Consider the following 22,312-nt stretch of genomic DNA (forward strand, 5'->3'; position numbering starts at 1 on the left):
GATCATTCTGATTTTTAAGCTTAAAGCGAAGCTAATCTTAATACTCTTAAACTCTTATTACATCTTAATGGTTCGAAAATAAAAGTGTAAACAAGTTCTATAAAATAATAAAAGGCAAATTTGCAGCAGAGCAGGTTTGCCATTTTTTGTACATTAAAAAAAATAGTCTACTTTTGCAGTAGATTTATCAAGAAAGGTGGAGGGATTTGGCCCGTTGAAACCTTAGCAACCTACACGTTTCCAAGAGTGTAAAGGTGCTAATTCCAACCCTTTGGGGGAGATAAGTGAAGTCAATACTCTATATGAATTCCATTTCTTGAAGTCTTGTGTATCTGCGGAAAGATCCGTCAGATTGGTAGTATTAATTGGCAAGAACAAAAATGAAAAAATTAAGCACAGCTGTATTATTGCTTGGAGCAATTCTGGTCGCTGCTCAGGAAAGTGAGGAAAAAGGAAAAGAGATCGAAGATATTATCATCGTCGGAAACCGTAATGTCAAAAGAACAAAGCTTGAGACCCCTGTTCCTGTAGATGTAATCAACATCGATAAAATCCAGAGAAGTTCTCCGCAAATGACGGCTCAGGATCTCCTGAACTATGTGATTCCATCGTTCAATGCAGTGAGACAGTCTGCTTCTGATGGGACAGAACATATTGACCCTGTTACTTTGAGAGGTATGGGACCCGATCAGGTTTTGGTGCTGCTTAACGGAAAAAGAAGACATTCTACTTCTTTGGTAAATTATCAGAATACCGTAGGAAATGGCTCTGTAGGAACAGATTTGAGTACCATTCCCGTCATTGCAATTGATAGAATTGAAGTGCTAAGAGATGGAGCTGCTGCACAATATGGTTCTGATGCCATTGCAGGAGTAATCAATATAATTCTTAAGAAAAATGCCGGAGCTTCAGCAAGCCTTACTTATGGATTAAGTGGAAGAAATGATGGAGATACTTACCAGGCAGGAGTTAACTACGGAGCATCATTAGGAAAGAAAGAAGGCTATATTAATCTTTCATTACAGCTAAGCCACAGAGGAAAAACCACAAGAACACAAAATCACGACCTGGATATTTTCGGAGATAATTTTGCCTATGAATTTGCTGGTGATGCAGAAGCCGTAAAAGCTGCCAGAGCCGCAGATGATGCAGAAATTGCAAAAAGAGGATTAATGCGTGATGACTTTAATTTTCAGATCGGAGATGCCCAGATTAGACAGGGACAGCTGTTTTTCAATTCAGAATATCCTTTTAATGACAATTTTAAACTGTATTCTTTTGGAGGATTCAGCATCAAAGAAGGAAATGGCTTTGGTTTCAGAAGGCTTCCTAGCGAAAAATCTAATGTCGTTTTATCCATTTATCCGAATGGATTTCAGGCTACTCTGGCCTCTCAGGTATACGATGTTTCTTATGCTGTAGGAGCAAAATATAATGTTAACGACTGGTTTTTTGACCTTAGCAATACCTTTGGAAGCAATACCTTCAATTATAATGTAAACGATACGAATAATGCTTCTTTGGGAGCAAAATCTCCAACCCGTTTTTATGCCGGAGCGCATAGCTTTCTTCAAAATACCATTAATCTTGATGTTTCCAAAAATATAAACCGTTTCAATATTGCTTTCGGTGGTGAGTTCAGGTTTGAACAATACCAGATCAAAGCTGGTGATGAAGCTTCTTATACCCAATATGACATCAATGGAAATGTAGCCACTGAAGGATCAACAGTGCTTGGTGCGGGTGGATCCCAATCCTTTATCGGATTTTCTCCCAACAATGCATTGAAGAAAGACAGACATTCCACCGCAGTGTATGCAGATGTTTCCTATGATTTAGATAAAAAATTGAATATTGATGCAGCAGCAAGATTTGAAAACTATTCAGATTTCGGAAATACACTGAACGGAAAACTTGCGGTACGGTATGAATTTGTAAAAAACTATGCGGTAAGAGCTGCGGTGGGAACAGGATTCAGAGCACCATCATTGCAACAGCAGTATTTTAATAACTCTTATGCCGATATTTCTACTTCAGGCGAGAAGATTGTCACCAAGGGAATTTTTAGCAATGACAGCAAAGCCGCTGAAATTCTTGGATTTGATAAACTCAAACAGGAAACCTCTGTAAACGGAAGTGCCGGATTTACTTTAAAACCTGTAAAAGGACTGTTGATAACCGTAGATGGATATATCATTAAAGTAAAAGACAGAATCGTTATTACGGGTAATATAACAGATCCAAGATTGTCAGATCCAGCGGTAGTAGGACAGGGAAATGAGGTAGAGAGCGGAAGATTTTTTGCAAATGCTATCGATACCGAAACCAAAGGAGTTGATGTCGTAGTAACCTATGACTGGATTCTTGGCAAGGGAAAATTAAATATCAATCTTGCCGGAAACTATACGGAAACTAAAATCACAGATTTCCACTTTCCGGAAAACTTAGGAACACCTCAGGAACAGTTTTTTGGTCCGGATCAGATCAATATCATTGAAACCCTGTCTCCAAAAACAAAAGCTTCATTAGGATTAAATTATGGAATCGGGAAGTTCAGTTTTCTCGTAAGAAATACCTATTTTGGTAAGGTAATAAGAGATGGATATCCGTTTGGAGATGTGCAGGAGTTTTCCCCAAAAGTAGTAACCGACATCAGTGTTGGGTATGATATCACCAAAAGTATCAATTTTACAGTAGGAGCCAACAATGTATTTGATGTTTTCCCGGATCGCCAGATTTATAAGAATTCGTATTATGGAGTATTCAAATATGCACCGGTTCAGATGGGAACGCTGGGGAATTATTTCTTCGGAAGGCTTAATTTTAATTTTTAATCAGTAAATGAGTACTTCCTCACATCAGATTGGCTGGAAAACAGCCGCAGCCATCGTAGTTTCCAATATGATCGGAACAGGGATTTTTACCACCCTGGGATTTCAGCTTTCCGATATTACCAACACCTACAGTATTTTCCTGCTATGGAGTATCGGAGGAGTTCTTGCGTTATTCGGGGCATTTTGCTACGCAGAATTAGGTTCACATTTTAAAGGAAACGGAGGTGATTTTATTTATCTTAAAGAAACCTATCATCCGATTTTCGGATATCTCATAAGCTGGATCTCACTCATTATCGGATTTTCCTCTCCGGTAGCTTTGGCTGCTTTAGCCATGTCGAAATATCTTTCTGTATTTGAGTATTCTTTTGGAAACGGATTTGCGATTGCTGCTATTTTTCTGGTTGCCATTGCGTTATCGTTCAGTCTGAAAACATCCAGTAGGTTTCATAACTTTTTCACATTCATTAAAATAACCTTTATTATTGTACTGGTCATTCTGGGAGTAGGAATTTCAGATTCACCGCAGATAGGCAACAGTCTCAATTTCAGTAACAGCTGGCAGAATGAGATCATGCTTCCTGCATTTGCTACCTCTCTGGTATTTGTAACGTATTCCTATACAGGCTGGAATTCAGCATCTTATATTGCAGGAGAAATAAAAGATGTTCAGAAAAACCTTCCCAAATCGCTCATCATCGGAACTGTTTTCGTAACGGCAAGTTATATTCTGGTGAACTATATTATGTTGAAACATGCTCCGGTAAGTCAATTGGCAGGAAAAGAAGATGTGATGGGAGAAGCGGCTGTCAATATGCTGGGACCTGCTTTTGGAAAGATCGTCAATATTTTTATTGCCCTGCAGCTTATTGCAACCATCAGTGGTTATCTGTGGGTAGGATCAAGATTAACGCAGGCTTTTGCAAAGCATACCTCCATTTGGAGACCATTATCTGTGGGTAATAAAAAAGGAATTCCGGTAAGAGCTATTTTCGCTCATGCGATCATTGCAGCTGTTATTATTCTGACAGGAAGTTTTAAAGAAATTTTTGTCTACACAGCCTTTATTTTACAGCTTTTTGCAAGTTTGGCGATTTCTACTGTATTCTTCCTGAAGAAAAAAGACAGAAAAATCTTTAAGTCGAATGCATTCCATATTTTTCCGGCTGTTTTTTTACTATTTAGTTTTTATATTCTCTATTTTACATTCATTCATAACCCTAAAGAAAGCTTGATAGGATTGGGAATTATCGCGGTAGGAATTATTTTATATCTGATAGACAAAAGACTTTCTAAAGGATCTCAGACCAAGTCTTAACGACGCGGAAAGGTGAATAAACAAATTCTCAAATAAGCCTTTTTGTGCTTTTGCACCCTTTATCCCTAATGCTCAAAAATTTATGATGATTCGGAATTTTAATTTTGAATTAATAATCCTTATCTTTGCACCCACAAAATTTCTACAATGTCTAAATCATTAATTCCAAAATTAGAAGCTATAAAACAAAGATATAATGAGGTTGCAGACCTTATTATACAGCCTGATGTCATTTCAGACCAAAAAAGATATTCTTCTTTGAACAAAGAATATAGTGATTTGGGAAAAATTGTAAGAGTTTACGATCAGTATAAAGGCGCTTTGGATAGTATTGCAGAATCTGACGAAATCATAGCTGATGGTTCAGACAGAGATCTGGTAGATCTGGCTAAAGAAGAAAAACTGGAAGCGCAATCCAGAATTCCTGGTCTTGAAGAAGAGCTGAAAGTATTACTGATCCCTAAAGATCCTGCAGATGACAAAAACGTTATCGTGGAATTACGTGCCGGTACAGGTGGTGATGAAGCAGCGATCTTTGTGGAAGATGTGTACAGAATGTATACCATGTATTTCAAAACAAAAGGATGGAGACATGAAGTAACAGATTCTAACGAAGCCGCAAAAGGATACAAGGAACTGATCATGAAAGTGGAAGGAGAAGGTGTTTACGGAATCATGAAGTTCGAATCCGGAGTTCACCGTGTACAACGTGTACCTGAAACTGAATCTCAGGGAAGAGTGCATACTTCTGCCATCACGATTGCTGTTCTTCCGGAAGCTGAAGAAGTAGATTTTGAACTGAATCCTGCAGATATCGAAATGCAGACTTCCCGTTCAGGAGGTGCCGGTGGTCAGAACGTAAACAAGGTTGAAACTAAAGTTCAGCTTACCCACAAACCTTCAGGACTTGTTGTAGTTTGTCAACAGGCTCGTTCTCAGCTGGCTAACCGTGAGTTGGCAATGGAAATGCTAAGAACAAAACTATACGATATTGAATTACAGAAAGTACAGGGAGATATCGCGGCACAACGTAAATCTATGGTATCTACAGGAGACCGTTCTGCAAAAATTAAAACGTACAACTATCCACAGGGTAGAGTTACAGATCACAGAATCAATAAGTCTATGTACAATCTTGATGCTTATATGAATGGTGATATTTCTGAAATGATTGATGCTGTAATCATGGCAGAAAATGCAGAGAAGATGAAAGGGGAAGAAGAGAATTATTAAAATAAAAATAAATAAAAACAAAGCCTCTGACTGTTCAGGGGCTTTGTTTTTCCCAATAACAAAACAAAATATCAACTATGAAAAACTACAAAATTATTTTCCTGATGTTATTGACCATGATGGGACAACAACTGATGGCTCAGACAGAAGTAAAGAAACCAAAAGAAGCCTTTGAACTCTTCTTTGGTACTTTCGTGAGTAATGATGATACAGCTTTGAATAAGCTTAATGATTATTTAAAACCTACTGTAGACGGACAGACTGCGTATCAGGTGGATTTTAAAGAAACATCACAGGAAATGATCAATGGCAGTGTAGAGAACTTTCTTGCTGCTTTTCCTAAAGCTACGGCAGCGGCATGTAAAAAAGAAGCTGAAGATTATTTCAGAGCTATGTTTGGAAACTTTAAAACGGGAAAACTTACCGTTAAAGACGTAAAAGTTGTTCCAAACGAACACGTTGAAGGACAAAAGATTGCAGAAGTAAGCTATTCCGTAAGCTTTCTTGTTCCATCAAAACTGACTTCCGGACCAAAAGGAGATCTGAACAAAATAAAAACGGAAGACCTTAAAAAATATTTGGTTCAGGCAGTTAAGGATTTTAAAAATGCTGATAAAATGGTGACAACAGATCAGAACTTTAGTCTATACGAACTTAAAGAAGGAGATAAAATATACTATTGGAATGGCAGTCCGGATGAGATTGTTTCCAACCTTACCGACTTCTATTTTGAAAGCTTCGGAGCAAATGAATAGGCGAAAAGTACGATTATAAAGAATAAAGAAGTCCCAATATAAAGGGGCTTTTTTTATTTCATATACTTTGCGTATTTTTGAGAAAAACCGATCAGTATGAATTTTAAACCTGTATTGTTAACCGCTGGAGTGTTGTTTTCAGCATCTTTTTATTCTCAGAAAATGATTTATCCTAAAGCATTAAAAGGCAGCCAGACAGATACCTATTTCGGAACAGCCGTTTCTGATCCTTTCAGAGATCTGGAAAATGACTCTGAACCAACTAAAAAATGGGTAGATGAAGAAGTTGCCTACAGTCAGAATTACCTTTCTAAAATTCCGTTCAGGGATAAAATCAAAAGCCAGTTGAAAGATATCTGGAATTATGAGAAAATTTCAGCACCTTTCAAAGAAGGGGATTATACCTATTATTATAAAAATGATGGTCTGCAGGCACAGTCTGTTTTGTACAGAACCAACAACAAGACCAATGCTACAGAAGTATTTTTAGATCCTAATAAATTTTCAGAGAAAGGAACGACTTCTCTTTCCAATCTTTCATTCAATAAAAAAGGAAACCTTGCTGCTTACTCTATTTCTGAAGGAGGAAGTGACTGGAATAAGATTATCATCATCGATGCTGTGACTAAAAAACAGATTGATGAAACTTTACTGGATGTAAAATTCAGCGGAATTTCATGGCAGGGAGACGAAGGGTTTTATTATTCAAGCTACGACAAACCTAAAGAAGGAACGGTACTTTCCGGAATGACGGATAAGCATAAAGTATATTTTCATAAACTGGGGACAAAGCAGTCTGAAGATAAATTGATTTTCGGAGGAGATAAAACCCCAAGAAGATATCTGAGCGCCGGAGTTTCTGAAGATCAGAGATATCTTATCATTTCTGCGGCTAATGCTACAAATGGTAATGAATTGTATATAAAAGACCTTAAAAAAGGAGGAGACTTTGTACAAATTATGAGCGGATTTGACATCAATGCCAGCATCGTAGATACACAAGGTGATGATCTTTTCATTTTTACCGATAAAGATGCCCCGAATATGCGTCTTGTAAAAACTACCATCGCTAATCCGGCTCCTGCAACATGGAAAGATGTTATTCCACAAACTGAAAACGTATTGGCAATCTCTTCAGGAGGAGGATATTTCTTTGCAACCTATATGATTGATGCCATAGACCAGGTAAAACAGTTTGATAAAACCGGAAAACTGGTAAGAGAAATTACGCTTCCTGGCAAAGGAAATATCTCAGGATTCGGAGGAAAAGAAAAGGAGAAAGATGTTTACTTCTCTTTCAGCAATTATATTACGCCGGGAACTACGTATAAATTCAATGTAGACTCAGGAAGGTCTGAAGTCTATCAGAAACCTAAAGTGAAGTTTAATCCGGATGATTATGTTTCGGAACAGGTATTCTATACTTCAAAAGACGGCACAAAAGTTCCTATGATGATCAACTATAAGAAAGGAACTAAACTGGACGGTAAAAATCCTACTATTCTGTATTCTTACGGAGGTTTCAACATCAGCCTGCAGCCATCATTCTCTGTAGTAAATGCCATCTGGATGGAAAATGGCGGTATTTACGCTGTTCCAAATATCCGTGGAGGAGGTGAGTACGGTAAAAAGTGGCATGATGCCGGGACTAAGCAGCAGAAGAAAAATGTTTTTGAAGACTTTATCGCCGCCGGAGAATACCTTCAAAGTAAAGGATATACTTCAAAAGAATACATGGCACTGTCAGGAAGATCAAACGGAGGATTACTGGTAGGAGCAACAATGACAATGAGGCCAGACCTTGCGAGAGTAGCTTTCCCTGGAGTTGGAGTTCTTGATATGCTGAGGTATAATAAATTTACTGCCGGAGCAGGATGGTCTTACGATTATGGGACTGCCGAAGACAGCAAAGAAATGTTCGAATACCTGAAATCCTATTCTCCGGTACATAATGTAAAAGCAGGAACTTGCTACCCATCTACCATGATCATTACCAGCGATCATGATGATAGAGTGGTTCCGGCACATTCATTCAAATTTGGAGCAGAACTTCAGGAAAAACAAGCATGTAAAAATCCTATTCTTTTAAGAATTGAGAAGAATGCAGGCCACGGAGCAGGAAGGTCAACAGATCAGGTGATCAGTGAAAATGCAGATCTTATATCATTTGCTTTGTTTGAGATGGGAATAAAGAAATAACTCTAAAAAAGCAAAATATTTAAACAAACAGTCGATTTTATTTAAAATTGACTGTTTTTTTTATGTTGTTATGTTTATAATTCTTATTTTTAGGGCGGATATTTAAAGTTTATTAATTCTAAACTATTTAGGTAATTATGAAAAAAAGAATTTTACTAGTTTGTGCGTTGGCTGCTGGGCTATCCAGCTTTCATGCACAGAGGTGGGAACCGGCCTCACAAAGAACATCAGAGATCAGAAAAGAAGTAGAAGTTCAGTATGCTTACAAATTTGATTTGCAGTCTCTTAGGAATATTCTGAAAGATGCTGTAGAAACAGGTAAAGGAGCTCAGGCGGTGATCGTATCTCTGCCTACAGCAGAAGGGAAAATTGAAAAATTTGCTGTTTATAGTGATCCTGTGATGGAAAAATCCATGGCAGAAAGATATCAGCTGGGATCTTATGTAGGAGTAGGGGTTGATGATCCTAGCAAATATGTAAGATTCAGTACTGCACCTACTGAAATGCAGTCGATGATTATCAAAGACGGAAAATTCCAGTTTATAGAGCCTATTACTACAGATAAGCAGGTTTATGGGGTTTTCTATAAAACGAAAAGAGCTGAGGGAGACCATGGTTTTGAATGTACTACGGAAGAAAAGAACCTTAAAGATATCAAGGTATTGGAATCCAACGGAAAAAAAAATCTTTCTAATATAGGGATTACAAACAGACCGGCAAGTACAAAATACAGAACGTACAGATTAGCACTTTCAACAACAGGAGAATATACAAAGAAATTTGATCCTTCCGGAGGAATAACCAATACGGTTACTCAGATGAATGCTACGATGACCCGTGTAAATGGTATTTTCGAGAAAGATTTTGCTATTAAACTTATTATTCAGGATCTTCCAAATATCATTTTTACAGATCCTGCAGCAGATCCTTATACCGGCAATTTAAATTTACAACTTCAGCAAACTTTAACAGCTCAAGTAGGGAATGCTAATTATGATATGGGGCATGTCTTCAATGCTTCCGGAGGTAACGGAAACGCCGGGTCTATAGGATCTACATGCGTTGACCCTGCAACAAATACTTCACTGGCAAAAGGATCCGCATTTACACAGAATACAAACCCGGTAGGAGATTCTTTCGATATAGACTATGTTGCTCATGAAATGGGACATCAGCTGGGAGGTAACCATACATTCTCTCATGTTTCTGAAGGTTCCGGAGTAAATATAGAACCAGGAGGAGGAACTACTATTATGGGGTATGCAGGAATTACAGGAGATAATGTTCAGAATTTTACTGATGCTTATTTCCATTATTCTTCCATTAATCAGGTTCTTAACAGTTTGGACAGTAAGCCCGGATGTGGAACATCAGAAAATATAACAACAAATACAGCTCCGGTAATTTCAGCGCTTCCTGCTTACAGTATTCCAAAAGGAACCGCATATTATCTGGATGCTACAGCTACAGATAGTGATCCTATTAAATATACATGGGAACAGTATGATAGTGTAGATTCTTACAACTCAATCTCAGGAGACAGTGGTTGGGGATACAATGCACAAGGAGCTATAACAAGATCTTATTTTGGAGTAGCAAGCGGAAGAAGATATTTACCAAGCCTTCCTATTGTAATGGGAGGATCTTTAACGGATAAAACGAAATGGGAAACAGTTTCTTATATTCCAAGAACACTTAAATATGCGGTAACTGTAAGAGATGAGAATGCTTCTAGACCAATGCTGGTATCTGCGGAAACTACCGTAACAGTTACCAATGACGGACCTTTCAAATTTACCGGTCTTATTGATAATACAACATTATACAATAACGCAGCCAATACAATTTCATGGGATGTAGCTAATACCAACGGTGCACCATATAATGCTGCTAATGTTAAAATTGAATATACCACTGATCTGGTTAACGGATCAACATGGACAGAACTTGTAGCTTCTACCCCGAACACAGGAAGCTATACCGCTCAAATGCCTTCTGGTTTGACAGGAGCTATCAAATTGAGAATTTCTGCCATCGGAAATGTATTTTATGCTGTTTCTCCTAAGATTATCGTTGGAACTGCTCCTACTTCAACAACGGATGCTCCTACAGGGGTAGGATCAATAGCTACAGAAATCTTGAAAACGTCTGCTACTATTGGGTGGAATGCCGTTCCGGGAGCGACATATGCCATTAAATATAGAAAATTGGGAGAATCTAACTGGACAAATGCTACCAGCACTACCAATTTTGTAGTATTGAACTCCCTTGAAGATGAAACAAATTATGAAGCTCAGGTAGCTGCAGTAGTGAATACAGTTCCTGGAGCGTTCTCTTCTACGTATGCATTCAAAACAAAAGGATTAAGAACAGGTTCAGATTACTGTTTAATGACAACAGGTGGAAACAGCTTTGCAAGCTTTAGCTTTAACAGTGGTTTAGCTCAATTAAACTTAGCGAATCTGGCTTACTCTCAGTTAACTTACAAAACTATTTTCAGTACTTATCAGGACTTTACTGAAGATGCAACTAAACAAATTAATTTAACCAAAGGAACACAATATACATTGTCTTATTTCAATGTTGGTAACACAGCAGGTTATAATGACAAAATGGAAGTGTGGATTGACTTTAACAGAAACGGAGTTTTTGAAGCTTCAGAAAAAGTAGGTACTAAAACAACTGTTCCTCCTGCTAATGGACAATATACAGGAACTATGGTATTCACTGTGCCAGCTACTGCATACGCTGGGGATAAACTCCTGAGAATGAGAGTGGCAAATACATTCTTTAATGCTGCTACAGGACCATGTGGAAGCCCATCGGTTCCGGTACAGGGAGGAGGAGTTATTTCACAAGGTTCATTCAAAGACTTTTCTGTGAAAATTTCAGAAACCCTTGCGGTAAATGAAACCAAAGATGTAAAATCAACTGAAATTTCAATTTATCCTAACCCTGCAGATACTTTTGTAGAAGTGAAAAATCTTAAAGGTAAAGCAGATTACAAAATCTATACTGCGGACGGAAGATTAGCTCAGGAAGGTCAGATTGACGGACAACGAATCAATGTAGCTTCATTGATTAAAGGGATGTATGTCATCACTATTAAAGATGATAAAAATACGTACAATACGAAGCTTATCAAAAAATAAGCAGACCATATACCCATAAGAATGACCGGACATTTGTCCGGTCATTTTCTTTTACTAAAATCAAGAAAAACAGAATATTAACAGAAGTTTCATGTTTCGCTCAAAAAAATTAACTTTACGGGGACAAAAATAATTGGAATGCGAAAGACAATTTCTGTGAAAAAACCGGATTTTAGTGTATCATCTCAGGAAAGAGAGATTTACAATTTTGAAAAAGACGGCCTTGAACTTAAATCATCTTATGAAAAAAAAGATGTAAAAGATGAATCATTAACGCAGACTTCTCCAGGAATTGCGCCCTATCTGAGAGGACCGTATTCCACCATGTATGTTCAGAAACCGTGGACAATCCGCCAGTATGCCGGGTTTTCTACCGCTGAAGAATCCAATGCTTTCTACAGAAGAAATCTTGCCGCAGGTCAGAAAGGACTTTCCGTAGCATTTGACCTTGCAACACACAGAGGTTATGATTCTGACCACTCAAGAGTAGTAGGAGACGTAGGAAAAGCAGGAGTTGCCATAGACTCTGTGGAAGACATGAAAATCCTTTTCAATGAAATTCCATTAGATCAGATTTCAGTTTCCATGACAATGAACGGAGCGGTACTTCCAATTTTGTCTTTCTACATCGTAGCGGCAGAAGAACAGGGTGTAAAACAGGATTTGCTTTCCGGAACTATTCAGAATGATATTTTGAAAGAGTTCATGGTTAGAAATACATACATCTATCCGCCGGCACCCTCCATGAAGATTATCGCAGATATTTTTGAATATACTTCGCAAAACATTCCGAAATTCAATTCCATTTCCATTTCCGGATACCATATGCAGGAAGCTGGTGCAACACCCGTACTTGAAATGGCTTACACACTGGCAGATGGTCTTGAATATGTAAGAACAGGAATCAAAGCAGGAATGAACGTAGACGATTTTGCACCAAGACTCTCTTTCTTCTGGGCAATCGGAATGAATCATTTCATGGAAATTGCGAAAATGCGTGCCGCAAGATATATCTGGGCAACCCTTTTAAAACAGTTTAATCCTCAGAATCCAAAATCTCTGGCGCTAAGAACCCATTCGCAAACTTCAGGTTGGTCTTTAACGGAACAGGAACCTTTCAATAATATCACAAGAACAGCTATTGAAGCATTATCTTCAGCATTAGGAGGAACACAGTCCCTTCATACCAATGCACTGGATGAAGCCATCGCCCTTCCCACCGACTATTCCGCAAAAATTGCAAGAAATACACAGATCATCCTTCAGCAGGAAAGCGGAATATGTGATGTGGTAGATCCGATGGGAGGAAGCAATCTTGTGGAAAGCCTTACTCAGCAGATGATTGAAGAAGCGATGAGGTATATTGATGAGGTAGAGCAGGAAGGAGGAATGACCAAAGCTATCGAAGCCGGAATTCCAAAGATGAGAATTGAAGAAGCAGCGGCAAAAAAGCAAGCTAAGATCGATAGTGGTGAGGAATTCATTATCGGAGTTAATTCATTCAAATCCTCATTGAAACAGGATCAGATAGAAATCCTGGACATTGACAATACCGAAGTTCGTAGAAAACAGATTGAAAGACTGAATACCATCAAAGCAGAAAGAAATACAGAAGCTGTCGAGCAAATCCTGAATGACATCCGCCAAAGCGCTCAGACCGGAAAAGGAAACCTTCTTGCATTATGTATTGAAGCAGCAAGAAGAAGAGTTACACTCGGCGAAATGAGTGATGCGATGGAAGAAACCTTTGGAAGATATAAAGCAAATATTAAAACAATCTCTGGTGTATACGCAATGAATGCCGGTAAAAACGAATACTTTGAAAAAGCCCTTAATCTGACTCAGAAATTTGAAGAAGAAGAAGGACGACGCCCAAGGCTAATGGTTGCTAAAATGGGACAGGATGGGCACGACAGAGGCGCAAAAGTAGTAGCCACAGCATTTGCCGATATGGGATTTGACGTAGACGTTGCTCCATTGTTCCAGACACCGGAAGAAGTAGCCAAGCAAGCGGTAGAAAATGATATTCACATCTTAGGAGTTTCTTCATTGGCTGCAGGACACAAAACATTAGTTCCGCAGGTAGTGGAAGAATTATCCAAGCTGGGAGCAGATGATATCACTATCGTTGTAGGAGGAGTAATTCCTCAACAGGATTATGAATTCCTGTATGCCAACGGTGCCGATTTTATTTTCGGACCCGGAACCAATCTTCCGAAATGTGCCGTCGAAATTCTGGAAAAATTTCTAAATTAATTCTTTGTAGAGATTAACTTGCATGGCTTTTGTATAGTTTAATGAAAAAATTTCATTATGGCTTATACAGTAGTTTCAGTATTTCCGGTGACTGTAAATACAGAGGAAATTAAAAAAGGATTAAAAGAAAAAGGCTTTGACGAAGCAAACATCATTATTTCAAAGTCCAGAGTAGAAAGTGGTATGTCTGCTGATCAGTATCAGGAAGATAAACAGACGCAGGATTTTTTCGACTATGTTTTTGCTCACGATGCAGAAATGTTGGATGCTTACCGCAAACACAGCATAGGAAGAAGCAATGTTATCGTTTATACCGATAATCTCGAACAGGCAAAAGCTGCCAAAGAAGTATTAAATGAATATGGAGCTCTTGAAGTCTACCGAAAACCTTCAGAAAAAAGAGACCCTATTCCGGAGGGTATGACTGAGGATGAATATAATGGTATCATCGCCAAAGCAAGACATAATCTTTACTTTCTCGGCTCAGAAAGAGTCTATCATTCCAATCAGGTAAAAGGAATGGATGACGAAATGGATAGTCTGGGTTCAAAAGATTAATTTCACAATAAATAAAAGACTGGTTATTTTTTTTACCAGTCTTTTTTATTAAAAAATATTTTGATTTTCAGAAAAATGTATATATTTGCACCTGAAAATCAAGTTTAACCAATAAAAAACAACGAAGCAATGTTCAGAACTAAACAGAATTCTACAGTTGGATTGCCACTTATGGTGGTAAGGCTTCGCGGTTTGGTACATTCTTAGAATAACAGTACAATGAAATATCAGAACCCGAAGTCGTAGAGATTTCGGGTTTTTTATTGCGCAATATTTCAAACTTCAAGTTTTCCCGAAATCTTTTTTAGTGTCATCAAGGGCAAATAGGATGAGGTATATTCCTCAGAACTATTTCGTCTATTATTAATCCATTCAACTAGTGTTTTAGTTGATTAAAGCTGTGTGAGATAAAAAAACATTAAAGTTTTCAACATCTCACATCAGACTTCTGTTCACAATGGAAAATGATAACCTTCTGCATTCCCGGCTGAGAAGTGTGAGAAGCAGAAAAAGAGCAATTAGAAAAGATGTAGAAAAGCAGATAAGAACAAAATACAAATGTAGTAGAGAACTCTGGAAAATAAGAAGAAATCTTCCGTTGATACCATTGGATAAACCCTATCAAAAAGGATTTGTAAGATTCTTTGTTGTAAGAGAGGATGTAAAACAATCCAAAGACGGAGATTTTTTCGAAGGAATTTTAAAGAAGATAAATACCTATATGTATTCTGATAACCGAAAATTTTTAAAAAAGAAAAGAAAGTTCGGAAGAAAGATATATGTAGAAAGAGAGCAGAAGCTCAGGTATATTACGTCATTTTCCTGGAATTATCCAAAATGGGAACTTACCGACAGAGAAAGACAATACTTTGAAAAGAAAGAAGATTATTGCCCTGTCCGTAAGATATTCGGAATCTACTACCAATTTACTGAGCCGTGGAGATTTGCTCTAAGGGTAAAACCCAATATGATTACCCATTACAAACCCCTGGATTTGGAGCTGGAAAAAGAATATGCAGCACTGGATTCCTATTTGGGAGAGTATAAGGTGATAGGGATTATGAACAAGACTATTTTATGTAAATCGAATCCATGGAAAGAAAAGTATGAAAGAAAACTTATCAAAAGCAGGAAATATGTTACCTGCACAATGTCTGCAACAGAGATTGCAGAAAGCTTACTGGACGAATAAGTCCGGCTGTTATTTAAAACAAAAACAATGGGAAATTTAAAACTAAAAGGAAAAGATATATTAAAACTAGGCTATCCCAATAACCAAAGTGTAAACGTAGCATTGGAAGTCATGAAAAGAAATTTTGCAACAAAGAATATTCACCACGTAAAATCTCTTTTAAAGGAAATCCTGCTGAATCCGGAAGAATTTGAAAAAGATCTGACTTTCGGACAAATCGCAGAAACCCTGCTTTCATCCAAAAAAACAGAAAAAAGAATGCTGAATTCACAGCGGGCTTCCTTTCAGATTTTTGGAAACAATATTTCAGAAGAGGCAAAAAATCAGTTATACACTGCTTTGAAACTGCCTGTTTCTACTCAGGGAGCATTAATGCCAGATGCCCACAGCGGGTACGGACTTCCCATAGGAGGAGTTCTGGCAGTAGAAAATGCGGTAATTCCTTACGGAGTAGGCATGGATATTGGCTGTAGAATGAGCCTCAGTATTTTGGATACACCCGTTTCATATCTTGAAGGAGCAAGAGATAAATATGAAAAAGCCCTTGCTGAACATACAAAATTTGGAATGTATGAAACGCATAAATCTCACATAGATCATGAGATTTTTGACAGAGATACATTTGATATGATCCCGATCTTAAGAAGATTAAAGGGAAAAGCCATCAAACAGATGGGATCCTCAGGCGGAGGAAATCACTTTGTAGAATTCGGAGAAGTGGAAATCACTGAAGAAGACGAACAAATTGGTCTGCCAAAAGGAAAATATCTGGGAATACTTTCTCACAGCGGTTCCAGAGGGTTGGGAGCAGAAATCGCACAGTATTATTCAAGAATGGCCACAGAACAGTGTCCGTTACCGAAAGAAGCACAAAACTTCGCATGGCTGGATTTGAGTACCCATCTTGGACTGGAATACTGGACGGCCATGAATCTTGCCGGAGATTACGCTTCAGCCTGTCACGATGATATTCACAGAAGGCTGGTAAAAGCAGTCGGTGGAAGGGTAAAAGCCAGAATTGAGAACCATCACAACTTTGCATGGAAGGAAATTCATAACGGTAAAGAAGTGATTGTTCACCGAAAAGGAGCTACACCTGCCAATGAAAACGAATTGGGGATGATCCCGGGATCCATGACTGCAAAAGGATTTATCGTTCGCGGAAAAGGAAATCCGGAATCTTTGAATTCAGCATCACATGGTGCAGGAAGAGCCCATTCAAGAGGAGAATGCAGAAGTCTTTTCACTCAGCATGATATCAAAAAAGAACTCAAACTGAAAAATGTCACATTGATGGGCGGAAATGCAGAAGAAGCACCAATGGCCTACAAAGACATCAATGAGGTGATGAATGCACAGAGTGAACTGGTAGATATTCTGGGAACATTCCAGCCGAGAATTGTAAGAATGGACAAATAATTAATCTCATACTTTACAACCTTATAGGTTTCAAAAACCTATAAGGTTTAATAAAGAATTATTTTAAAATTAAAGAAATGGGAGCCCCACACAATATAAAAAGATACGGTGAAGTCTGGCCGGAATTCAAAATTCAGTCAGGACTCGAAATTTTAGACAAATTAAAACATAAAGTGATTATATCAGGCGGCTGGGCATGGCATTTCATGTCTGAAACAGGACATACCGAATACAAGCATGCCCATGACCACAAGGATATTGATGTTTTTGTAAAAAAAGAAAATGTAGCAGAAGTAGTTATTATTCTTCAGCAGGAAGGATTCCGGAAAGTCTGGACCCGATATGACCATCTGCCAAGTGAAGAAAACTTTCGCAGGTATGAAAAAACCGTCGAGCTGGAAAATGAAAAATTTCACAGAGTTACCATAGATTTCTTTGAAAGAGATGATCTTGAAACAATTGAAACTAATGGTTTTACTGTTGTGAAACCTGATGTTTTACTTTCCTTTTACAGAAATATTCATTCCAGTGACAAATGCTGGGCAGTGATGGCCGCAAAAGAATTATTACAAAAGGGAATAAATCCGGTAGGAAACCCTTTATTAAGCAAAATGCCAATATAAAAAATGGAAAAATTAATACAGATCACTTCGGGAAGAGGTCCTTTAGAATGCCAGTGGGTAGTAGCCAAGGTTCTGAAGACCTTTCTTGAAGAGGCAAAACACAATACAATAGAATATGAAATCATTCATCGTGAAAACGGGGATGAAAACCTGACATTAAAATCAGTAACCCTGCTTTTGAAAGGAAAAGATCTAAGCTTGTTTTTAAAAAGCTGGCTGGGAAGTATTTGCTGGATAGGAAAAAGTACATTCAGAAAGCTCCATAAAAGAAGCAATTGGTTCATCGGAATTTTCGAATTGGAAAATGTAAAAATGATTGATTTCCACGAAAAAGATATCCGGTTTCAGACTACAAGAAGTCAGGGAAGCGGAGGACAAAATGTAAATAAGGTGAATACAGCTGTCCGTGCCATTCATATTCCCACCAATGAAACTGTTTTTGTACAGGATTCCCGTTCGCAGCTGGAGAATAAAAAACTGTCTGTAACCAGACTCAAAGAAAAGGTGATGGCAGTTTATATCCAACAACTGGAAAGAAAATTGAAAGAAACCTGGTCTCTCCAGATGCAGGTAGAACGCGGAAGTCCGGTTCGTACATTCTCGGGGACGGATTTTAAAAAGAATTACGAAGACAAGACATTCAAAAAACAAAGGAATGCCTTGAAAAATGACTTAAAAAACTACAGAAATGACCTTAACTAAAAGTAAATATTATTTTGAAGCGCTGGACTACTTTCCGTTCAACCTTGCCGAGTGCATGGATGCATTGAACTACGCTCTGTCCTATGAACCGGAAGATGCAGACAGTCTTTGTCTCATGGGAAGAATATATTCAGAAGAACTGAAAGATTATGAAACCGCAAAAAAATACTTCGATGAAGCCATGCAGAGTAATATCGGGAATATTAATACTCCCAAATATTATATTGAATGTCTACTGAGTAATGAAGATTACAAAGAAGCAGAAAAACTGATTGAATTTGCCTTGAAACTCAAAGGAATTGATAAGTCGGAAATCCTCACCTGTCTTTCTCTTCTGCAGGAGAAAAACTTTGAGTACAAACAGGCTTTGGCGACCCTGAAAGAAGCTAAAAAATTTGCTTACAACCGTGCAGCCCTCGAAATTATTGAAGACAGAGAAAAAATGATTAAAGGTAAAATGCCGGTAACAAGAATTAAAAAGAAAGTGGAGACCCAATAAGTCTCCTTTTTTTTTGAAAAAGGCAGTTCTGCATACATTTATCAAAAAATGATCCTCTGTGAAAGTTAAAATTGTAAAACAAAAACTTTAAAAGAATAAATAATATGACTAAAATAAATCAAAAATATAGAGATATCAGTGGTTTTTTTGATTTTAATTTTTTTTTAAGTTGCTAGCAGGTAGTCTTTTATATATTTATCTACCTAAAAAAACAATATGAATAAAAAATTTTTTCTAGTGCCGTTTTCGATAGCAGCATTTTTTGCTTTCGAAAATGTTTGTGCTCAAAATTCTGCGGAACTTATTCACGACTACTATCACAAGAACGGGCAGATAGCACAAAAGAGTAAAAATGATGCATCAGGAATTATTATTCTCAACGAAGACCTTTCCAGAAGTCTTGCAGCCAGAATTGTGGATGTGCAACAAACCTATAATGGTCTTAGAGTCTATAATGCCCTGGGAAAAGTTGTTATCAGAGACAATAAAATTATTTCTGAGAAAAATGATTTTAAAAGAGATATTGTTGTGGATGACCATAAAAATAGTACTGCAAAACTGTCAGATGATCTTATCAAAAATAAGCTTGGGCTAAAAGATATTGCTGAAATCAATTATTCTGATGATGTTTACTTTGAGCATAATAAAGTATATAGACTTGCAAAAGAATTATTTGTTTCTGACAGGAATTCTTCTGATATATGGCATGTAATAGCTGATGCAGATACAGGTGAAATACTTACCAAAGATAATATGACCATCAGCTGTAGTTATGAGGATACCGGATACGACAACAATGATTCTAAAGAACCGGAAATGTCCAGCCTGGCATATGCAAAACCCGACGAAAGAAAAACAAAAATAAATATACCGGGGAAGCTGACCCCGGCCAATGCATCCTATAACGTATTTCCGTTACCGGTAGAAGCACCTACATTTGGATCCCGCTCCATAATCAGTAATCCCTGGGATCTTACTGCATCTCCAGAAGGCTGGCATTCTGATGGAACCAATAGCTATACCATAACACGGGGAAATAATGTTTATGCTTATTCTGATCAGAATAATACCAATACACCGGGATATTCTCCGGATGGCGGAAGCTCACGTATTTTTGATTTTCCTTTTGCCGACGGAAGATATGATAATCCCTTCTCGTATAAAGATGCCGCAATCACGAGTTTATTTTATATGAATAATAAAATGCATGATCTGTTTTATAAATTCGGATTTACAGAAACTGCCAGAAATCTTCAGACCAATAATTTTGGAAATGGCGGTATGGGAGGAGATGCTGTTAATGCAGAAGCTTTTGACGGAAGCGGTCTTAATAATGCCAATTTTAGCCCTGGATATGAAAAAATTGTCAACGGGCAGCCACAGGTGAAGGAGGGTAGAATGCAGATGTATCTATATGACAGGCTGCAAACAGCAGATGACCCGGTAGTAAGGTATCAGTACAATTCTCCTGCTTCTGTTGCTAGCAGACCAAAAGTAATGACAGCAGGAGCGTCTTTTGGACCGTTGTATGGAGCTCCTGTAACAGCGGACCTGGCAGTTCCCGTGCCAGCCGATGCATGTACCGCACCTGCAGCTGGAAGCCTGACTAATAAAATTGCAGTCATAACCACTGCTAATTGTGAATTTAGTCTTAAAGCGCTCAACGCACAGAATGCAGGAGCTATAGGGGTAATTATGTATAAACCTTCTTCCGATATACCATCCTCATTGGGGGCAGGTACGTATGGAGCACAGGTGACCATTCCTGTCATGAGTATGGGGCAATCGGAAGGCTTATTTCTGACTGGACAATTGAATAGCGGAAATACAATCAATACAACCCTAAATTTTGATTATAGTGGTTTCAAGAATGCATGTTTTGATAATGGTACTATGGCTCATGAGTACGGACACGGAATATCCAACAGGCTTACCGCGCAGGGATACAGTTGTCTATCATCTACCAACAGTACAGAACAGATGGGAGAAGGCTGGTCAGACTTCTTTGGACTTATGGTGACAGCCAGACCCGGAGATACTGCAGATGTTCCCAGAGGACATTCAACCTATACGAAAAGTGAACCTACAACTGGGAATGGCAACAGACTGGCTAAATACTCCCCTGACTTCAGCATCAATAATTATACTTACGGAAAAACAAATACCAATACAGAAGTTCATCAGATAGGTTTCATATGGGCAACAATGCTTTGGGATCTGGCGTGGAAGTACATCGAAAAATATGGATATAATAATGATGTACTGGCAAGCAGTACTTCAGGAAATGCAAAAGTTTTTCAGCTCGTCATTGACGGACTGAAACTGCAGCCCTGCAGCCCTACTTTTATTGATGGAAGGGATGCCATTCTGCAAGCTGATGTAATAGGAAATGGAGGAATTGATAAATGTCTGATCTGGAATGTGTTTGCAAGAAGAGGACTTGGTGTGAACGCATCTGCCGGTTCCAAAACGGTTGCTACGGATCAGGTAGAAGACTTTACGGTACCTGCGGAGTGCAGTACAGCTTTGGCGACTCAGGAAAATAGAAAAACAGAGTCCAGGTTTATTGTTTTCCCTAATCCTGCTTATGATGAATTTTTCGTAGGAAATATCGATAAATCTCCAAAAGAGGTTAAAATTATAATGTTTGACATGTCCGGTAAATTAGTATTGACTGATTCCAGAGAATCAGGATCGAAGAAGGCTGTTTCTACAAAAGGACTTCAGAAAGGAGTGTATATGGTTCATATTCAGCAGGGAGATAAAGTGCAGGTTGAAAAACTGATTCTAAGATAAAAGGGTTAAGTAATATTTTTGAGTCAAAAAAGAAGGCCTCAGAAATGAGGCCTTCTTTTATTTCTTATTTACGGAAATCAGATAATCATATACCATTTGATGCTGGTCATCAGTAAGTTTGGCCTTTGGAGCCATTCTGCTTAAAGTATTGATCCATCCCTGATTGTCATGCTTGGTTGGCTCCGGAAGCTTATGGCATTTTGCACAGGAATTTTCAAAAATGGTTTTTCCCTGCGCCAACTGCTCAGATGAGGTGTACTTTGGCCCGGTAACAGCCACACTTTTCGGTCCGCAGGATACCAGAAATGCCGATGCTGCAATACCTGTTAAAATGAATTTTTTCATATCCTATATTTTTGTTTGATGATTACTTCTTCACAGAAACAATATAATCATAAACCCATTGGTGCTGTTCATCCGTCAGTTTTGCTTTTGGAGCCATAGAATTCATGATTCCCACCCATTGTACAGGATTGTGTGAAGCAGGATCAGGTAATTTATGACATCTTCCGCAAGAGTTTTCAAAAATGGTTTTCCCCTGAGCAATCTGTTCTGCAGTAGAAGTAGATGTTCCTGCAGTAGCAGTAGATGTAGCAGCTTTCGGCGTACAGGATACCAGCAAAATAGCAGTAAACGAAGCCGCAGCGATGAGTTTTTTCATGTTTCTTCTTTTTGAAATATAACAAATGTAATAAATTCCTTAAGCCGTTGATACAAGGCTTTCTAGTTTTAATTTAGAAGAAATAAAATTAAGTTCATGCAAAATTGAGTATTCA

At 38.1% G+C, this 22,312-nt stretch carries 16 protein-coding genes and 1 riboswitch; of the genes, 14 read left to right on the forward strand and 2 right to left on the reverse strand.

Going from position 1 to position 22,312, the window contains the following annotated elements; translation table 11 throughout:
• The first annotated feature begins 181 nt into the window (after positions 1-181).
• A riboswitch (SAM riboswitch) is annotated at positions 182-287 on the forward strand.
• Positions 288-380: 93 nt separating this feature from the next.
• From RAH34_RS15125 to RAH34_RS15190, 14 genes are all read left to right on the forward strand, one after another.
• Positions 381-2,834, forward strand: coding sequence for a TonB-dependent siderophore receptor (locus RAH34_RS15125; protein WP_306596666.1), 2,454 nt, complete (start codon positions 381-383; stop codon positions 2,832-2,834).
• 7 nt (positions 2,835-2,841) lie between these two features.
• Positions 2,842-4,152, forward strand: coding sequence for an APC family permease (locus RAH34_RS15130; protein ID WP_306596667.1), 1,311 nt, complete (start codon positions 2,842-2,844; stop codon positions 4,150-4,152).
• 147 nt (positions 4,153-4,299) lie between these two features.
• Complete coding sequence (gene prfA, locus RAH34_RS15135) at positions 4,300-5,385, forward strand: peptide chain release factor 1 (protein ID WP_114822089.1); 1,086 nt, start codon at positions 4,300-4,302, stop codon at positions 5,383-5,385.
• Between the two features lie 77 nt (positions 5,386-5,462).
• Positions 5,463-6,140, forward strand: a complete 678-nt coding sequence (locus tag RAH34_RS15140; RefSeq protein WP_306596668.1) for a hypothetical protein — start codon at positions 5,463-5,465, stop codon at positions 6,138-6,140.
• Between the two features lie 96 nt (positions 6,141-6,236).
• Positions 6,237-8,339: a prolyl oligopeptidase family protein gene (locus RAH34_RS15145; protein ID WP_306596669.1), complete on the forward strand. Its 2,103-nt coding sequence runs from the start codon at positions 6,237-6,239 to the stop codon at positions 8,337-8,339.
• 137 nt (positions 8,340-8,476) lie between these two features.
• Positions 8,477-11,491, forward strand: a complete 3,015-nt coding sequence (locus RAH34_RS15150) for a reprolysin-like metallopeptidase (protein ID WP_306596670.1) — start codon at positions 8,477-8,479, stop codon at positions 11,489-11,491.
• A gap of 138 nt (positions 11,492-11,629) precedes the next feature.
• Positions 11,630-13,747: a methylmalonyl-CoA mutase gene (scpA, locus tag RAH34_RS15155; protein WP_306596672.1), complete on the forward strand. Its 2,118-nt coding sequence runs from the start codon at positions 11,630-11,632 to the stop codon at positions 13,745-13,747.
• 57 nt (positions 13,748-13,804) lie between these two features.
• A complete protein-coding gene (locus RAH34_RS15160) occupies positions 13,805-14,305 on the forward strand; it encodes a hypothetical protein (RefSeq protein ID WP_306596673.1) in 501 nt (166 codons plus the stop codon).
• Positions 14,306-14,762: 457 nt separating this feature from the next.
• A complete protein-coding gene (locus RAH34_RS15165; RefSeq protein WP_306596674.1) occupies positions 14,763-15,497 on the forward strand; it encodes a hypothetical protein in 735 nt (244 codons plus the stop codon).
• Positions 15,498-15,524: 27 nt separating this feature from the next.
• Positions 15,525-16,916: an RtcB family protein gene (locus tag RAH34_RS15170; protein WP_114822096.1), complete on the forward strand. Its 1,392-nt coding sequence runs from the start codon at positions 15,525-15,527 to the stop codon at positions 16,914-16,916.
• 77 nt (positions 16,917-16,993) lie between these two features.
• Positions 16,994-17,539 carry a nucleotidyltransferase domain-containing protein gene (locus RAH34_RS15175; RefSeq protein WP_306596675.1) on the forward strand — a complete coding sequence of 182 codons (546 nt, stop codon included), beginning with the start codon at positions 16,994-16,996 and terminating at the stop codon, positions 17,537-17,539.
• A 3-nt stretch (positions 17,540-17,542) separates the two neighbouring features.
• Complete coding sequence (gene prfH / locus RAH34_RS15180; RefSeq protein WP_114822098.1) at positions 17,543-18,241, forward strand: peptide chain release factor H; 699 nt, start codon at positions 17,543-17,545, stop codon at positions 18,239-18,241.
• Positions 18,228-18,740 carry a hypothetical protein gene (locus RAH34_RS15185; protein ID WP_114822099.1) on the forward strand — a complete coding sequence of 171 codons (513 nt, stop codon included), beginning with the start codon at positions 18,228-18,230 and terminating at the stop codon, positions 18,738-18,740. The genes prfH and RAH34_RS15185 overlap by 14 nt, the downstream gene beginning before the upstream one ends.
• A gap of 216 nt (positions 18,741-18,956) precedes the next feature.
• Complete coding sequence (locus tag RAH34_RS15190) at positions 18,957-21,536, forward strand: T9SS-dependent M36 family metallopeptidase (RefSeq protein ID WP_306596676.1); 2,580 nt, start codon at positions 18,957-18,959, stop codon at positions 21,534-21,536.
• 57 nt (positions 21,537-21,593) lie between these two features.
• Here RAH34_RS15190 and RAH34_RS15195 read toward each other — a convergent pair whose 3' ends face one another.
• Entirely contained in the window at positions 21,594-21,881 is a 288-nt protein-coding gene (locus RAH34_RS15195; protein ID WP_034692685.1) for a c-type cytochrome, read from the reverse strand.
• Positions 21,882-21,903: 22 nt separating this feature from the next.
• On the reverse strand, positions 21,904-22,197 hold the full coding sequence (locus RAH34_RS15200; protein WP_114822102.1) for a cytochrome c: 294 nt from the start codon (positions 22,195-22,197) through the stop codon (positions 21,904-21,906).
• Positions 22,198-22,312 lie beyond the last annotated feature (115 nt).

Origin of the sequence: Chryseobacterium sp. WLY505 (assembly GCF_030846215.1) — a bacterium.
Lineage (GTDB): Bacteria > Bacteroidota > Bacteroidia > Flavobacteriales > Weeksellaceae > Chryseobacterium.

What these genes read in the sequence shown, in the direction of transcription:
- RAH34_RS15125 (WP_306596666.1), top strand. Translation starts at nt 381, where the DNA reads ATGAAAAAATTAAGCACAGCTGTATTATTGCTTGGAGCAATTCTGGTC.
- RAH34_RS15130 (WP_306596667.1), top strand. Translation starts at nt 2,842, where the DNA reads ATGAGTACTTCCTCACATCAGATTGGCTGGAAAACAGCCGCAGCCATC.
- prfA (WP_114822089.1), top strand. Translation starts at nt 4,300, where the DNA reads ATGTCTAAATCATTAATTCCAAAATTAGAAGCTATAAAACAAAGATAT.
- RAH34_RS15140 (WP_306596668.1), top strand. Translation starts at nt 5,463, where the DNA reads ATGAAAAACTACAAAATTATTTTCCTGATGTTATTGACCATGATGGGA.
- RAH34_RS15145 (WP_306596669.1), top strand. Translation starts at nt 6,237, where the DNA reads ATGAATTTTAAACCTGTATTGTTAACCGCTGGAGTGTTGTTTTCAGCA.
- RAH34_RS15150 (WP_306596670.1), top strand. Translation starts at nt 8,477, where the DNA reads ATGAAAAAAAGAATTTTACTAGTTTGTGCGTTGGCTGCTGGGCTATCC.
- scpA (WP_306596672.1), top strand. Translation starts at nt 11,630, where the DNA reads ATGCGAAAGACAATTTCTGTGAAAAAACCGGATTTTAGTGTATCATCT.
- RAH34_RS15160 (WP_306596673.1), top strand. Translation starts at nt 13,805, where the DNA reads ATGGCTTATACAGTAGTTTCAGTATTTCCGGTGACTGTAAATACAGAG.
- RAH34_RS15165 (WP_306596674.1), top strand. Translation starts at nt 14,763, where the DNA reads ATGGAAAATGATAACCTTCTGCATTCCCGGCTGAGAAGTGTGAGAAGC.
- RAH34_RS15170 (WP_114822096.1), top strand. Translation starts at nt 15,525, where the DNA reads ATGGGAAATTTAAAACTAAAAGGAAAAGATATATTAAAACTAGGCTAT.
- RAH34_RS15175 (WP_306596675.1), top strand. Translation starts at nt 16,994, where the DNA reads ATGGGAGCCCCACACAATATAAAAAGATACGGTGAAGTCTGGCCGGAA.
- prfH (WP_114822098.1), top strand. Translation starts at nt 17,543, where the DNA reads ATGGAAAAATTAATACAGATCACTTCGGGAAGAGGTCCTTTAGAATGC.
- RAH34_RS15185 (WP_114822099.1), top strand. Translation starts at nt 18,228, where the DNA reads ATGACCTTAACTAAAAGTAAATATTATTTTGAAGCGCTGGACTACTTT.
- RAH34_RS15190 (WP_306596676.1), top strand. Translation starts at nt 18,957, where the DNA reads ATGAATAAAAAATTTTTTCTAGTGCCGTTTTCGATAGCAGCATTTTTT.
- RAH34_RS15195 (WP_034692685.1), bottom strand. Translation starts at nt 21,881, where the DNA reads ATGAAAAAATTCATTTTAACAGGTATTGCAGCATCGGCATTTCTGGTA.
- RAH34_RS15200 (WP_114822102.1), bottom strand. Translation starts at nt 22,197, where the DNA reads ATGAAAAAACTCATCGCTGCGGCTTCGTTTACTGCTATTTTGCTGGTA.